At 58.6% G+C, this 13,664-nt stretch carries 12 protein-coding genes and 1 pseudogene; 4 read left to right on the plus strand and 9 right to left on the minus strand.

Annotated elements, in window-relative coordinates:
* Window positions 1-11: 11 nt before the first annotated feature.
* Window positions 12-1,100 carry a Gfo/Idh/MocA family protein gene (locus Harman_RS19515; protein ID WP_137685367.1) on the minus strand — a complete coding sequence of 363 codons (1,089 nt, stop codon included), beginning with the start codon at window positions 1,098-1,100 and terminating at the stop codon, window positions 12-14.
* A gap of 531 nt (window positions 1,101-1,631) precedes the next feature.
* On the opposite strand from Harman_RS19515, the gene Harman_RS19520 reads away from it, so the two are divergent.
* Together Harman_RS19520 and Harman_RS19525 are read left to right on the plus strand one after the other, a co-directional pair.
* Window positions 1,632-2,957, plus strand: coding sequence for a CBM35 domain-containing protein (locus Harman_RS19520; RefSeq protein ID WP_137685368.1), 1,326 nt, complete (start codon window positions 1,632-1,634; stop codon window positions 2,955-2,957).
* 245 nt (window positions 2,958-3,202) lie between these two features.
* Window positions 3,203-4,492: an AGE family epimerase/isomerase gene (locus tag Harman_RS19525; RefSeq protein WP_137685369.1), complete on the plus strand. Its 1,290-nt coding sequence runs from the start codon at window positions 3,203-3,205 to the stop codon at window positions 4,490-4,492.
* A gap of 500 nt (window positions 4,493-4,992) precedes the next feature.
* Here Harman_RS19525 and Harman_RS19530 read toward each other — a convergent pair whose 3' ends face one another.
* The 5 genes and pseudogenes from Harman_RS19530 to Harman_RS19555 all read right to left on the minus strand — a co-directional run bounded on the left by Harman_RS19530 (window position 4,993) and on the right by Harman_RS19555 (window position 10,525).
* Window positions 4,993-6,075, minus strand: coding sequence for a Gfo/Idh/MocA family protein (locus Harman_RS19530; protein ID WP_137685370.1), 1,083 nt, complete (start codon window positions 6,073-6,075; stop codon window positions 4,993-4,995).
* A gap of 175 nt (window positions 6,076-6,250) precedes the next feature.
* Window positions 6,251-7,077, minus strand: a pseudogene (locus tag Harman_RS19535) (IS5 family transposase).
* A gap of 379 nt (window positions 7,078-7,456) precedes the next feature.
* Window positions 7,457-8,457, minus strand: a protein-coding gene (locus tag Harman_RS19545; protein WP_137685371.1) for an IS630 family transposase whose coding sequence is annotated in 2 segments (ribosomal slippage) — window positions 7,457-7,965 and window positions 7,965-8,457 — 1,002 coding nt in all. Because the reading frame shifts where the segments join, the coding sequence is not laid out codon by codon here.
* Between the two features lie 42 nt (window positions 8,458-8,499).
* A complete protein-coding gene (locus Harman_RS19550; RefSeq protein WP_268812815.1) occupies window positions 8,500-9,399 on the minus strand; it encodes a homing endonuclease associated repeat-containing protein in 900 nt (299 codons plus the stop codon).
* A 226-nt stretch (window positions 9,400-9,625) separates the two neighbouring features.
* A complete protein-coding gene (locus tag Harman_RS19555; RefSeq protein ID WP_137685372.1) occupies window positions 9,626-10,525 on the minus strand; it encodes a replication factor A in 900 nt (299 codons plus the stop codon).
* Between the two features lie 329 nt (window positions 10,526-10,854).
* Between Harman_RS19555 and Harman_RS22035 the strand changes: the two genes are divergently transcribed.
* Window positions 10,855-10,980 (plus strand): hypothetical protein, encoded by a 126-nt coding sequence (locus Harman_RS22035; protein WP_268812816.1) that lies wholly within the window; start codon window positions 10,855-10,857, stop codon window positions 10,978-10,980.
* Between the two features lie 177 nt (window positions 10,981-11,157).
* Here the strand turns inward: Harman_RS22035 and Harman_RS19570 are convergent, their stop codons facing one another.
* From Harman_RS19570 to Harman_RS19580, 3 genes are all read right to left on the minus strand, one after another.
* Window positions 11,158-11,667, minus strand: coding sequence for a hypothetical protein (locus Harman_RS19570; RefSeq protein ID WP_137685373.1), 510 nt, complete (start codon window positions 11,665-11,667; stop codon window positions 11,158-11,160).
* The gene (locus tag Harman_RS19575; protein ID WP_137685374.1) at window positions 11,664-12,263 is read right to left on the minus strand and encodes a DUF7437 domain-containing protein; all 600 of its coding nucleotides are present in this window, start codon (window positions 12,261-12,263) and stop codon (window positions 11,664-11,666) included. Before Harman_RS19575 ends, Harman_RS19570 begins: the two co-directional genes overlap by 4 nt.
* A gap of 310 nt (window positions 12,264-12,573) precedes the next feature.
* The gene (locus Harman_RS19580; protein WP_137685375.1) at window positions 12,574-12,867 is read right to left on the minus strand and encodes a hypothetical protein; all 294 of its coding nucleotides are present in this window, start codon (window positions 12,865-12,867) and stop codon (window positions 12,574-12,576) included.
* Window positions 12,868-13,203: 336 nt separating this feature from the next.
* Here Harman_RS19580 and Harman_RS19585 point away from each other — a divergent pair, with 336 nt between their 5' ends.
* Window positions 13,204-13,659, plus strand: coding sequence for a pilin (locus tag Harman_RS19585; protein ID WP_137685376.1), 456 nt, complete (start codon window positions 13,204-13,206; stop codon window positions 13,657-13,659).
* The last annotated feature ends 5 nt before the right edge of the window (window positions 13,660-13,664 follow it).

Genomic DNA, 13,664 nt, shown 5'->3' on the forward strand with positions numbered 1-13,664 from the left:
TGGACTCACTCTCACTCCGAGGGTGTCAAGCTGCCCGTCTCGACCATTCCTTCGAGTGGGTTGTCCGTGACGGTGAGCGGGAGTTCCACACGGCCTCGTTTTCGGACGGACTCGTAGCCCGCGAACAGTATCTCGGCAGTGTTCAGGCCGATTCGAGCGCTAATGCGTGGTTCCGTTTCCGTTTCGACCCCGTCGAGGAGCGCTTCGACTGCACGGTCGTGGAAGTGTGACCCGTAGCGATCCTCACTTTCCGTGCCCGTCCCGTGCATCGTCTCGCCGTCGACATCGACCTGTCGCGAGTCGGGACCCCGGTTCACGGACAGCATCGGACCGTCTGCTTCGTCGATACGTATCGTCCCGGCGGTTCCGTTGAGGGTTAGCGCGGCGTCCACGAAGTCGCTTCCCTCGCCGGTCGAGGCGACGCCGTAGACGCCGTTTTCGTAGCGCCACTGCGCCCACATCTGGTTCTCTTGATGGCTCCCGAACCGAACGTCCTTCTCGCGGTAATCAAGGCCCGCGAGTACCCACTCGGCGGCGATATCGTCGTTGAACATTCCGGCGAGGTCGACCGTATGCGCGCCGGTGTCATAGAAATCTCCCCAGCCGATTTCGACCCGCCGAAGCTCGCCGATCTCGCCGTCGTCGAGCAACTCCTTCGCCCTGGTGAATGGTCGAGCGAACCGGCGTTGTCGGTTGAACGTCAGCTGTACGCCATGCCGCCAACATACCTGTGCCATCCGCTGTGCGCTAGCCCACGTATGGGCCATCGGCTTCTCGCAGTGGATGGCCTCGACGCCGCCGCGTGCACAGCCGACGACGACTTCCTCGTGGACCTGTGGAGGCACGGCGACGCTTACCACGTCCGGAGCCACTTCCTCGAGCAGCTCGGCGTAGTCCTCGAATACGCGGTCCTGTGGAAGGTCGAAGGCGTTAGCAAAGGCCGCACCGTTTTCCGGGACGATATCTGCACACGCGACCAGTTCGCATCGCTCGTCAGCGAGAAACGCTTCGGCGTGACGATACCCCATCGCGAAGCCTTCGACTGATGGGTTCGACGGGTCAGGGCCTGTACCGACGACTGCAACGTTGTAAGCCGTCATCACTTCGTCAATCATCGTCCATCCATTTTAAACATCTCCTTTTCGTTGGGGGCGGTGTCGTTTCGTCGCTGGCGGTGTACCCGCCAATCCCATCCAATTACGGGTACGTCTTTCGGGACTTGCTGAAAGAGGACTTCTTCATCCGCTGGGGCGGACCGGATAGTACGCCCCCCGAAACAGGCAGCGGCAAAAGAGTACGACCTCACTATCGCTACCGAGTATGCCGACGGCGTCTCCATCGAAACACCACGTACCGTAACCGTAGACGAATCTGCCGATTCTATCACTATAGTAACAATTGAAACGATTTACATACCGATCGCACTGCTGTCGTGCGATCGGGTGTGCACTGACGTTCAATGGCTACTATAGCCCCGACTGACGGTCTCAGATAGCACTAGACTGTGTACGACTACGTGGGGCCTAGCGGATCGTGAAGTTCCACCCTGACTGTCTCCACGAGCAAAATATCGATCATTCATGGTGTGGATTTATTATCACACCACCATACCGATCAGGTGCGGGATACCTATGGTAACACGGAGAAGCCTACTCAAATCGACAGCAGTGAGTACAGTTTTCGGACTCGGCGGTCTTGCCAGTACGTCGCCTGTCGCCGCGACGGGTGCTTCGTTCGGCGACGGCGTGAACCTCCAGCCCACGTACTTTTGCGACGGCGATCAGGACTTGGGCTGGGACCTGATGAACGATCACTCCGAGATCTCGACAGTCCGAATCGAGATCGAACCCCCGTCGTGGGGAGAGACGAGCGCGACGCTCTCGGACGCCAGGCGGTGGATCGACGAGGCCAATGCCAACGGCTATCAGGTAATCGCCACCTGTCACCACTACCCTAACAACGGGTCCGGTGACCCACAGGCGCTATACGACGCCGCGAACTGGTGGGCAGACAACTACAGCTATCTCTCGGCGAACTCCTCATTCGTCGTCAACCTCCACAACGAGTGGGGCAGTCACGATACGACGGCGAGCGAGTACGCCAACGCGTATAACGACGCGCTGAGCACCGTTCGCAGTAACACGAGTTACACAGGACCAATAGTCTGTGATCTCTCGGGATACGGCCAGGAAACGGATATCGCGGCCGATGCGTCGTCGTCGATCGCCGACGACAATATCGTCTTCTCAGCGCACATCTATCCCAGCGCCTACAACTCTGTCGACGGCGACTGGCTGGACGTACAGGACCTCGAGTACCTGGACGACAACAGTGAGTATCCGTGTATGATCGGCGAGTTCGGTAGCAAGCGGGACGGACAGGCCGATTGGTCCGCGCTCGTCGATCACGCCAAGTCGCTGGGATGGCCCGTCCTCGGCTGGGCATGGAACGGAGACGGGTCGTCTGAACCGATGAACATGACCTCGCCGTACTGGGGAGACCAGTGTAGTGCGACCTCCTACTCAAAGACGGCCTACTTCGAGACGATATACAGTAAACTCGGCTCAGATGAGGGTGATGGCGGCGACACGGAGACGAAGTACCTGAACGCGGAGTACCACTCTCATGACGGTGTATCCACAGGCACGACACGCTCGGGATACTGGGGCGACGCGTATGTCACTGGATTCGACAGCGCTGGCGACTCAGTGACGATGGACTTCAATGCCGCGGCCAGCGGTGACCGGACAGTCACGATCCGGTACGCCTCCGAGTACGATACGAAAGAAGCGAATCTCTACATCAACGGGAGCTCGAAGGGGCAGGTCACACTCCCGCAATCGTCCACCTTCACGAAGACCAGCGTCGGGACGTATGCCTTCGACGAGGGAAGCAATACGATCACCATCGAAAAGGGATGGGGTTACTACGATATCGACGCTGTCGTGATCGAATAAGCGTCGGTAGCCCTCAGTCGTAGACGGTCGCCAGGCGATTCAATCCACGGCCCCGATTCACTGCCCTGTATGGTTCCCTCACGTTCGCCCCCGGTTGGTCCGCGGTGATTTGCCACGTATCATCTGCGGATGAGCGGAACGGCGTGACACCAACTCGTTCCAGTTCGCAATGCAGAACACAGCTCTCGCCTCCACCGATGGGGGAAATATTATATACTATCGTTGGCTTTGTAGCGATGTATCTCATGAGCAAGTCAGCCACCTCGTTAGCAGAGTCGTATCTCCCGAAACTACGGGAGGTCCTGAGTGACACCATCCTCGAGTTCTGGTATCCTCGTTGTCTCGACGAGGACCACGGCGGGTACGTCCTCGGATACGACGAGGACGGCGAGTTCAATGGACAAGACCACAAGATGATCGTCAGTCAGTCTCGAATGGTCTGGCTCTCGGCTCGGCTCGACCGTGAAGGGTACGGCGATGGGGAATACCGCGAGGCGGCGGACCTGGGGTACGAGTTCCTGCGCGACGAGATGTGGGACGACGAACACGGTGGATTCTACTGGGAGGTCGAGCGTGACGGAACGACGTCCAAGCCGAACAAACACATGTACGGCCAGTCGTTCGGGCTCTACGCACTCTCTGAGTACTATCGTGCTACGGGCGTCGAGGGGGCCCGCGATCTCGCGGTCGAACTGTTCGACCTACTGGAAACCGAGGCAAAGGATCACACACGCGGCGGTTACACCGAGTATTTCGAAGCGGACTGGACGCCGATAACGGAGGGGCAGACCTATTTAGCGAACATCGAACCGGACTGGTCGCCAAAGGAGTCCGGCGACGACGTGTTGGATCCCTCGCTGAAACTAATGAACACCCATCTCCACCTCCTGGAGGCGTTCACCACCTTCCACGAAGCGATCGGGACAGAGCGAAGCGGTACCCGCTTGCAGGAACTGCTTCACATCCTGACCTGCACGGTCGTACGACACGGCCTGACGGCTTGCAGCGACAAGTACGAACCCGACTGGACACCGAAACTCGACGACGAGGACTTCCGCATCGCCTCGTACGGTCACGATCTGGAGAACATCTGGCTGACGATGGAAGCAGCCGAAGCGTTAGACCTGTCGCAGTCGTTGTTCACAGACCTCTACAGGGACCTGTTCGAGTACTCGCTCGAATACGGATACGACTCCGAGCACGGTGGGTTCTATTTCTACGGACCGTTCGGTGAGCCGGCAACGAACCGAATCAAGGCGTGGTGGGTTCAAGCCGAGTGTGTCACCAGTGCGCTGAAGATGTACGCCCACACAGGCGACGAGACGTATCGTGAGGTATTCGAGGAAACGGTTTCGTTCATCGTGGACCACCAGATCGACTGGGACGTCGGCGAGTGGCACTCCGGCATTGCGGACGATTTGGAGCCTCTCGGTCGAAAAGGTGCGGAGTACAAGGCCGCCTATCACAACGGTCGTGCGATGCTGGAGTGCATCGCCGAACTCGAGGAACTGTCGCTTCCACCGTCGGAGACGTAGCTCACGCGGTCGGGAGCTGAGTGCTTCACTGCTGGCGTTCCGCTCCCTACTGGCGTAATTCGGCTGAAGACACCTGCCCCCGTCAGTAGTGAGCCCACACGACAGCACGTGCACCGGAAACGGCGTGGCAAAGACGTTCGGGGGCGTGTTCGGTACAGCATTCTTGCTCGGCAACCGCGACGAGGCTGTCGCGGTCTCCGCTCCGACTGACGCGTCGATTGGATTCGTTCCACATGCGCATAGATCGACGGAAGGGGGTCAGCGGTGCGTTTCCGATGATCAAACATTTCCGGTCCTGACGTGTGGGAAACACCTGTTCCCAGACACGGCAAACGAGTCGTACTACTGACAGCGTGACGCAGTGACTGCGCGACGATCCATACCAGTACGGTGCGGTCCCGGGAACCGACTGACTGAACCGGCTTCGATAACATCTGTACGTGTGTTATGGATCCCGATCGGGTATTTGATACTGTGAAACGCTTGCGTGGGTTCTTTTATCAAAGTGGTTCTGTCAGGTCATTCTGTTCGTAGATACGGTGGACGAGGCGCTGTGTATCGAGTGCCTGCGTGATCGTATTGACTGTTGGAGCGACACCCGTCGCGACGGCGTCGGCGAACATCGCCATCTGATCGCGGTACGGATCGTTCCGATTGGTCGTAACCGTCGTATCGAGGAAGTGGTCGGCGCCGCCCGTCTCCGCTCGATAAAAATCGAGCATCTGAACGACATCCGCCTCGCTCTCAACGATATCTGTAATGTCGAGGTGCGCTCCCATCTCAGTCCCGTGGATATAGTAGGCGTGTTCGGGTTCGACGTTCGTAGCCCACGCTATTTCTATCGCTGCTGTACACCCGTTCTCGAACTCGATAAATCCCGATGCTGCGTCTTCGACGTTGAACATTTTCGCGTCGTCGTCTTCGCCCCACATATCGAGATATGCGTATGATTCGCGATGGCCGAAATCAGAGCGCGTCGACGAGGTGACAGTCGAGACAGTCGGTGAGTCAAGAAAATAACACAGGAGATCGAAGACGTGGATCCCGATATCGATTACCGCGCCACCGCCAGCAATCTCTTTCGAGGTGAACCACGAGCCGCGTCCCGGGACGCCGCGTCGGCGGGTGTAGGTCGCCTGGACGTGATTGATGTCTCCGAAATGCCCTTCGTCGATATACCACTTGAGAATGTTACAGACATTCAGGAATCGGCTTTGGAATCCGACCATGCAGATCCTTCCGGTCTCCTTCGCTGTCTCTGCGATTCGTGAGGCACTTTCCATCGTATGTGCCAGTGGTTTTTCGATGAATACGTCGAGTCCCCGCTCCATCGCATCTACCGCGATAGGCTCGTGGAACTTGTTTGGTGTCGCGATGACGACTGCATCGATGTCCTGTTCGTACAGGGAACTGGGGGTATCGTACAGTCCCCCTTCGAAATCAGAGACTACGTCTTGGTCCCTGTCGAGATCCGTGTCTGAACCGTACATTCGGTGGCCGAAGTCATCGAGAATGTCGGCTCGGTACTGTCCGTACGTCCCGAGCCCGATTACTCCGATATCGAGTCGCTCGTCTGTTCGCATACCTGTGCCTCTACGAGGACCGACATACCGTTTGCGTTCGAACTCTCTCTGGATCACTCCAGTTTCATCTACTACACAGTGTCTTGTCCCCGGTCTGAATGTCTCAGGGAGAGCTGTCGGTAGCAATACTGGACACGTTCTACGGCTGTGTTGAATCGCCATAAGGCGGTAGAATTCACTGTTTGACGAAGCGTTTGATGTTGTAGACGACACACATCAGGGCGATTTCTCGGAACTCACGAAACCAGGACCGCGCTCGCACGGCGAAGCCGAGCGAGCGCTTCACAGCCGAGTTCACGGTCTCGGTCATCGAACGCTGATTGTAGCGTTCTTGGTCGATTCGCGCGTTGTGCGCGTGGTCGTAGGGTGCGAAGATGCGGTGTTTGATCAGCGGGCGAATCCCGAGGTTCCGAAGGGATTCGCGCAGTGCTTGCTTGTCATACCCCTTATCGGCGGCGAGAGACCGCAGATCGCCCGCATTCCGGCGGGCGATCTGCTCGGCGAGGTCTGCGTCGCTTCCTTCTCGGTTCGTCGAGCAGTGAACGTCAAGGACGGCTTGCGAGTCTGTATCGACGAGTTTCGCGACTTTTAGCTTCTGCACGCGGTAGCTTGTTCGCTGGCAGTAGTGGCGGCTCGCAGCTGAGCGTTCGTAGAATGTGGCGTCGATGGCTCCGTGTTTTGAGGGATCGTGCAACTGCGCCGACTGGCGCAGTAGCACTCGGCAGACGCCATACTGATTCGGTCGAATGCTTTACACAAGGTGGATGGCGAGGGGAGATCGGCCGCGCTGAGGCCGATCTCCCCGGTTATTTGGGGCATCTCCTTCAGCAGGTCAATCGTCATCCGGTAGGACGTGTCGAGGTAAATCCGGAGACAATGCAGGGAAACGAGCGCGTAGTCGGCGAATCCGCCGCCTTCCGGGGCGGCGGATTCGTCTCCATCGCCAGTAACTCTTTGAGCAACCGGCACAACTTCCCCAGTGAAGCGGGAGATTTGCGTCATAGACACTCGCAGCCTCCCGCTTCAACTCCTTTGATTTAGCGACCTATCCCGACGCCGTCTAGTGATTCAACACAGCCCCCTGAGCAGATCAAGTCCAGTCGTTTCCCCAAGCGTGTACGCAGTGATAATACAGTCCTTGGAGTCCGTTTGGAAAACCTCGAGCGCCTCTGATTTGGTCTCAACCCGTTGGACAGTCGCATCAGTCCGGGTATTGAGCGTTGTTTTGAATTGCGTGAGCCACTCGCTCGTCCCGACAAGCAAGACACAGGAGGAATCAAGGACCGTCGGAGAAGACACCATTATTCGCTACCCCAGAACCAGCGGGAATACAGACCGACGCGGGTTTGAGCTGAACGTTGCTGTAGTACTATAGTATTGATTAGAAATAGTTGCTCACTTTTGGGATTGAGAGTTGGTTGAGAGCTGTATCAATCGCTGTCGTCAGCTCGTCGAGTGAGTCAAAGAAGCGGTTACTAAGAGACGCTTGAAGCTGTCTCCAGCATTCCTCTACAGGATTCAACTCCGGCGAATACGGCGGTAACGTCACGAAGTCGAGGTCGTCACGGGCCGCCAGGTCCGTGACGGCCGACGCCTGGAAATATGATGCTCCATCGAGGACGACGATCAAGTCATTTTCGAATTCTTCGCATAATGCTAAAATGAAATGTTTCGCGTGGTCAGCGGTGACGTACTCGGTGAATCGGGAGAAAAAGCGATCACCGTCCTCGGTGATCGCGCCCAGCAGACACGTCCAGTCGCGTTGGCCAGAGAGTTCGACAGCCGGCCGCGTGCCGCGCGGAAACCACGCGGCACGCGGCTCGACTTGTACGGATGTCTTGGTTTGATCGATACAGACTACGGTGGCGTCCATCTCCCGCCGCTTTTTTTGAGGTCGTCGTAAAACTTCTCTTGGTCGTCTTCGTCAGCTTCGGCGGCTGAACGGCGTGGTTTTTGATAGCTCAATCCCGCTTCTTTGAGCAACCGCCGACAGCTTGGGATTGAGTACTCCACGTCGAAGGCGTCCGCGAGATACTGCTGGGCGAGCGCCGGCGTCCACGCCGGCGCGTCGATCCCGACCTCGCTGGGTGGTTTGTGAACGGTTTCTTCAAATATCTCTTGCTGTGTTTCTGAGAGTTTTCGTTTTCTCCCAGTTCGTTTATCATCAGATACGGCCTGCTCAAGCGACTCGTCGGTGTCGAGTCGCTTGAGCCAGCTGTAGATCGTCCGCCGCTGAACGTCGTACCACTCAGCTAACTCGGTTTGCGAAACACCGTTTTTGTACGCGATTGCCGCTAAGAGCCGTTGTGTCGGCTTCTTACCGTCCACGTTGTCGAGGGTGGCTTGCAGTTCTTCGACGGAGATCTCGTCGAGATGATTCATTATCTACTGCAAGATTCTCTGAGTGAAAAATTCTAACGGTTACTATAGATTATCGAGTGCATTCGCTTGCTCGTAGTCGATTTCATCGGTTTCGTCTCTGAATGACCGCAGCGGGACAATATGGTGTACGTGGAGGTCGCGTCCGTACTGGTTTCGGTGGCTTTCCCGGGTGTGGTCACAGTTCGGTCGTTGGCACTCGAACCCATCTCGTTGTACCGCTCGTTCACGCTGCTGACTCCATTTTGGCCCATACCACAAGCGGTCCCGCTCTTTGCCACCGACCCATCGCGGATGGTCAGAGCCACAATACGGGGTATGTGGCTCGTAGCCTGCCGTCGTGATTGCTGCATCCCACCCACCGAACTCCCGAAGATAGCCCTTGATCGAGTATTGGCCGTGTTCGTCTAAATCAGCAATGGCTGGGACGTGACCGAGCTCCTCTGTGAGTCGATGAATCTCTGCAAGAAGATCCTCTCGTGGGATTTCTTCGTTGTGTGGTTCGAACCCGGCACTCCGTAGAGCATCGTTCCAGCTGCCAAACCGCTTGCTGGCAGTTTTCCGCGAGTACTTCCCGTGGTTGTTCATCTCGTCAACCGTTGGTGGATGCCCGAGTTGGTCGGCGAGCGCCTGGATTGCTTCGATAATCCGGTCTTCCGGGACGTTTGTGGGGCGTTTGACCTCGAGATCAGCTGCCTGCAGGGCGTCATTCCACGTTCCGAAGTGGCTGAGATAGGTACTTCGCGAGTACTCTCCCTCCGTGTCCATCTCACTCATTTCCGGCGGGCGCTCTTTCTCGGTGGCAAGTCGTTGGAGTTCGGTTATCAAGTCCTCTTCTTGGCGATCATCGCGGTGATACCACGAGATGTGTCCGGCTTTCTTGCTGCCTGTTTCGAAGTCTTCCCCACAGAATTCACAAACGTACTCATGCGGATCGTTGCACATAGTTAATTCAAGGGCGCGATGCTGTTGCGCCCGCACCCCTCTGGGGCTTGATAAACCCGATCGGGTCGCGCATTCCTTCCCGCGGTTTCCCGGATAAATGTTGGATCGGTGCGTGAGGTCGTGGCTGCGCGCGCAGCGACGGTAGGAGCGAGCACGGAGCGGAGGGTGGGGAGGTGGGGCCTGGGCCGGTCCGGCACACAGCAAAAAAGGAGGCTGCTCCGACTGGCTATGCTTCCCACCAGCGGCCGCGCTCCGGGAAGTGGATGGTGCTCCACCCTGTCACGGCCAGTGAGACGCGTCCTTCGTACCAATTTTTCGCCGCTCCGTGGATACGCACCTGTTCGCCTTCTTCGATCCAGGGGGCATTCGATTTCTCCCAGATCGTCACCTTGGTTTGCCCGCTCTCGTCCGCGATGAGGCCAACTTGAGCGATGGCTGGCGAGTTACTATCCCAAAGCACCTCGATTTGACCTTCAACACTCACATCTTTGCGATCGACGTCCTCGAGGGCGTCGATGGGTACGGTGCCCCCCGGAGCTGTCTGCAACTCCTCGAACACCCGCACGACCGCACTCGTCATATCCGTGCCCTCGACGACCGCTTCGGCCAGCCGTCGACTGATCGCCGCACGCGACCAACCATCCAACCGCGTCGTGAGTCGGTCTGCCTCCGTGTTTACCGTCGCCAGTTCATTCTGGGAGAGCTCCGCTCGGGGATCATCCCGTTCGGGGTCAGCCATCGGATCCACGCTCGCGGCACGTTTCTGGAACTTCTGCCGGCGCTTCGTGCTCCTTTGCGCGGCGACCTCTCGAGTGCGCTGCTCCCGACCGTCCTGCGTTCCCAGCTCGGCCTGGGCACTGATGCGCTCCAGTTCGGCTTCCCGCGCCCGAATGCGCTCTTCCTGTTCGAGGGTGACACCGTGAATCCGGTCCTCGCTCGTGTCCGCGATCCCGTCCGGGTGGTTCGCATCCATCTTCGCCTGCGTCTCCTGCTTGACCGTCGCCTCGAACTCCGGCGTCTCGTCGACGACCGGGAAGCCGTCTTCATCGACCGCCTGACCGCCCGCGTTCTCGAATGCCTGTTCATCCACTGTAACGACCTTTCCGCTTGCGTTGTTACTAGACATTGGAATCTCACCAGATTCCGAAGGCGCTCACGCGCCGACACCGCGATGCCCTTACATCGCGGTTTTCCGACGACAACGACCGACAGAACCATCTGCGCGCCCGAGGCGGACGACCATCCAGCACCGCGCGCCGACCCGCCCGGAGCGAGCGGCCAGCGGGATATGCCCGCTCGTGTCCGGCCCGATGGGCGGGTTCGTGTCCAGGGCGACTGTCGCCGAGAACGCGCGCCGCCATGAGGCGCGCGACAGCGCAGGCGGCACCAAGCGCTGGAACGCGAAAGCCCGCAAGGGGCGCAACCGACGGGGATACCCGCTGGCGCCGAGGGCACATGCATTTTAGCCCGGCAGTCCGCCCGCTACTGCAGGCAGACCGCCCGGAATGGTCGGTCGCGAGCGACGCGGAGGGCGGCAGCGGCGAGCGGGGCGGGCCGTCACGTACGCACCTGTCCAGCTGACAACATCGCTCGGTGGGCCATCTACACTCCTGGCGGACTCAGAAAGGGCGAGGCCGTCTCGGCCGTCCCCCGACCCCGCAAGCACCGCAGGGACGAGGCGCGCAGCGGCGGTCGCGGGACGTCGAGCGGCCGAGGGCTTTCGAGATGTCGTGGACGGTCGTCGAAGCTCAGTACCCGTTAGTGACCGGTCGAACGCAGCTCCTCGATGAATCGGAAGCCGTTCACGAACGTCACCGAGTCACCGTACCCCTCGCTCGCGAGCACGGTTTCAGCGCCTTCGCCGGCCGCGATATCCGTTGTATAGATGTACACCTCCATCACCGCCCCCGCGCTGAGCTCATGAGCAGCAAGGGCCGCAAGTGCGGCGTCCGCCCGTTCGACCTCGTCCGCGGGCCGGTCATCGGCGTTCGCGATGTACCGCTGGACGCCGTCCATCACACGCGAAACGATGGGCTCGGAGAACTCGAGCGGCGCCGCCACCGTCGCCCATCCCTCGTCGATCGCGGCGTCGACTGGCACGTCCTCGACGTCGGGGTCGTCGACGGTCAGCTCCTCGTACACCCGTTCGGGCAGGACGAAGGTGATGTTGTTTCGGCGAGCGAACCGCCGAACGGCCTGATAGCGGCTGTTCGAGGGCTGCCCCATCGCGACGAACAGGCCGATGTCGGCGATGTGGAGCGCGCTCACGCGTCGTCAGCTGCGTCGCCGCCGTCCATGTCCAACTCGTCGAGCGACGCCCCTGCCGCCTCGATGTCGTAGTGCTCGTGGACGACGGGCCGGAGCGCCTGGAGGATCATCTCCGCGGCCAGCGGGGAGATATCGAGGTCGTCGGCCATCAGCCGGTGGGTCACTTCGCCGCGTTCGCGGGCGACGGCGTAGGTGAGCGCGGTCGCGAGGCCGGCGACGCCGTGGCGGTCGATGTAGGTATCGATGTCGGCGTCCGTCTCACGGCGGCCGACGGCGTCGATGAGCGCCGGCGTGATCGTGTACTCGCGGTTGCCGGCGGCCGTCGTCACGGTCAGGTCGATCTCCCGGGTGGCGTACCGCCGGGGCTGCTCGTCGTCGCTGACCGCAACGACGCCGGCATCGACAAGCCGGTTGACGTAGTTGTAGGCCGTTCCCTGTGCGAGGTCGAGATCGTCCATTACGTCCTGGACGGTGGCCTCATCCTCCCGAGCGAGGTAGGCGTACAGCTGGGCCAGCTGTGGTTCCTCCAGCAAGTCCGCGACTGAGAGAAAGTCGCGAATGACGTCGCCGTCGGCGCGATTTGAGGTGCGTGACACGAGTCGTTCTTGATTACAGTTTACAGTGAAACAGTAAAGAGTGTTTGGGATCGCTTTGCTGGCGTCGTGACGAGATGTTCCTTGAGGTTGCACGCCTAGAGTGTTCTAGGCCCCACCGCGGCTACATCACACACAGAACTGTAGCGGCCCCCGAGATGACCGACTCCGATATGGGATCACGTGAGTCGGGCAGAACCGACGCTCCCGTAAAAGTCGGCGTGGCGCGTCGGCGACGGCGCAAGCACCGCAGTCACGAGGCGCATACTCGTCACAGGCGAAATGTCCTCGTCGGAATCCGGTACTGCCTGGATCACTGAGATGTTGTGTCTGCTGGAACCACTCTGTCGATGAAGGTAGTAAGAAGGTCATCTGCCTCCCGTTCAATCCCGTCTGCAGGCGGCTCCCAAAGTTCGACAGTAAACGCCGTTGCCTCTGTCGCATGTCCGTCAGTAGCAATAACAACGAGAACAGCACTTTGATAGATGACGATCGTCTTGTAAGCATCAACATCGAGATATTCAATTCCGGTTTCGTCAAGGGAAGCACGGAGGTCAGCCGGTTTATTCAATGTATGGTACTGGACCGGCTCGTCCTCACTCGTCATATCAGTAATTCCTAGCCGCGGTACAAGTACTTCCGGTTCGATCCGTCGACAATAGCACGTATCTGAGTACGGGCTCACGCGAAATCTTCCAAGGACCGCTGTTCATTACGAATTCCACAATTACCGTATGTGGACGTATCACATCTTTCTTGACCACTGCAACGTCTGGGATAGAATTTCCCGACAATCATCTCATAAGTTTTTTCTTCACTGAGTTATCAGAATAATCTGAAGAGTTAGATCAAGGTATAATATAGATAAATAATAGAATTTCAAGGTAATAGAAGTCTGACTGCGCTCGATCAGCCAGTACAAACACTCCAATTAGACACATCCATGAGCAACATAACACACGGACAGAACGCATCGAATTCACGAACGACGCTACGTACTCACGCAAAACGGCGACTTGCCAAGGTATGGTGTACTCCCGCTGTAAGACGGAGTGCCCAACTGTTGCTTGTCGTAGTGGTGTTCTCTGGCACTGCAATGGGCCAGACTGACGTGGGGGACATCTACTGTGACACTGCTGTCGAAGACGGCGTTGATGTCGTCTTTGGGGCACTGGCCGGTCTCGGACTCCCGGCGACAATGGTGTTCGTCGGCCGTAGCGGTCTGTCGTACATGCGTGCGTCGGGGAACCCGAATCAGCAAAACGAGGCCCGGCGGGACCTCATCCTCTCGCTCGTTGGCCTCGGCGTCGTTGTGCTGGCAATCGTGGCTCCAGAACTCATCACGAAGTTCGGGGACAACGTTGGCTTTGGCTTCTCGGACTGCGTGACGCCATTCTAAGCACA

The organism is Haloarcula mannanilytica (assembly GCF_005406125.1).
GTDB classification, from domain to species: Archaea; Halobacteriota; Halobacteria; order Halobacteriales; family Haloarculaceae; genus Haloarcula; species Haloarcula mannanilytica.

What these genes read in the sequence shown, in the direction of transcription:
- Harman_RS19580 (WP_137685375.1), bottom strand. Translation starts at nt 12,867, where the DNA reads ATGACGAGTGAGGACGAGCCGGTCCAGTACCATACATTGAATAAACCG.
- Harman_RS22035 (WP_268812816.1), top strand. Translation starts at nt 10,855, where the DNA reads ATGCATTTTAGCCCGGCAGTCCGCCCGCTACTGCAGGCAGACCGCCCG.
- Harman_RS19515 (WP_137685367.1), bottom strand. Translation starts at nt 1,100, where the DNA reads ATGACGGCTTACAACGTTGCAGTCGTCGGTACAGGCCCTGACCCGTCG.
- Harman_RS19555 (WP_137685372.1), bottom strand. Translation starts at nt 10,525, where the DNA reads ATGTCTAGTAACAACGCAAGCGGAAAGGTCGTTACAGTGGATGAACAG.
- Harman_RS19585 (WP_137685376.1), top strand. Translation starts at nt 13,204, where the DNA reads ATGAGCAACATAACACACGGACAGAACGCATCGAATTCACGAACGACG.
- Harman_RS19525 (WP_137685369.1), top strand. Translation starts at nt 3,203, where the DNA reads ATGAGCAAGTCAGCCACCTCGTTAGCAGAGTCGTATCTCCCGAAACTA.
- Harman_RS19530 (WP_137685370.1), bottom strand. Translation starts at nt 6,075, where the DNA reads ATGCGAACAGACGAGCGACTCGATATCGGAGTAATCGGGCTCGGGACG.
- Harman_RS19520 (WP_137685368.1), top strand. Translation starts at nt 1,632, where the DNA reads ATGGTAACACGGAGAAGCCTACTCAAATCGACAGCAGTGAGTACAGTT.
- Harman_RS19550 (WP_268812815.1), bottom strand. Translation starts at nt 9,399, where the DNA reads ATGTGCAACGATCCGCATGAGTACGTTTGTGAATTCTGTGGGGAAGAC.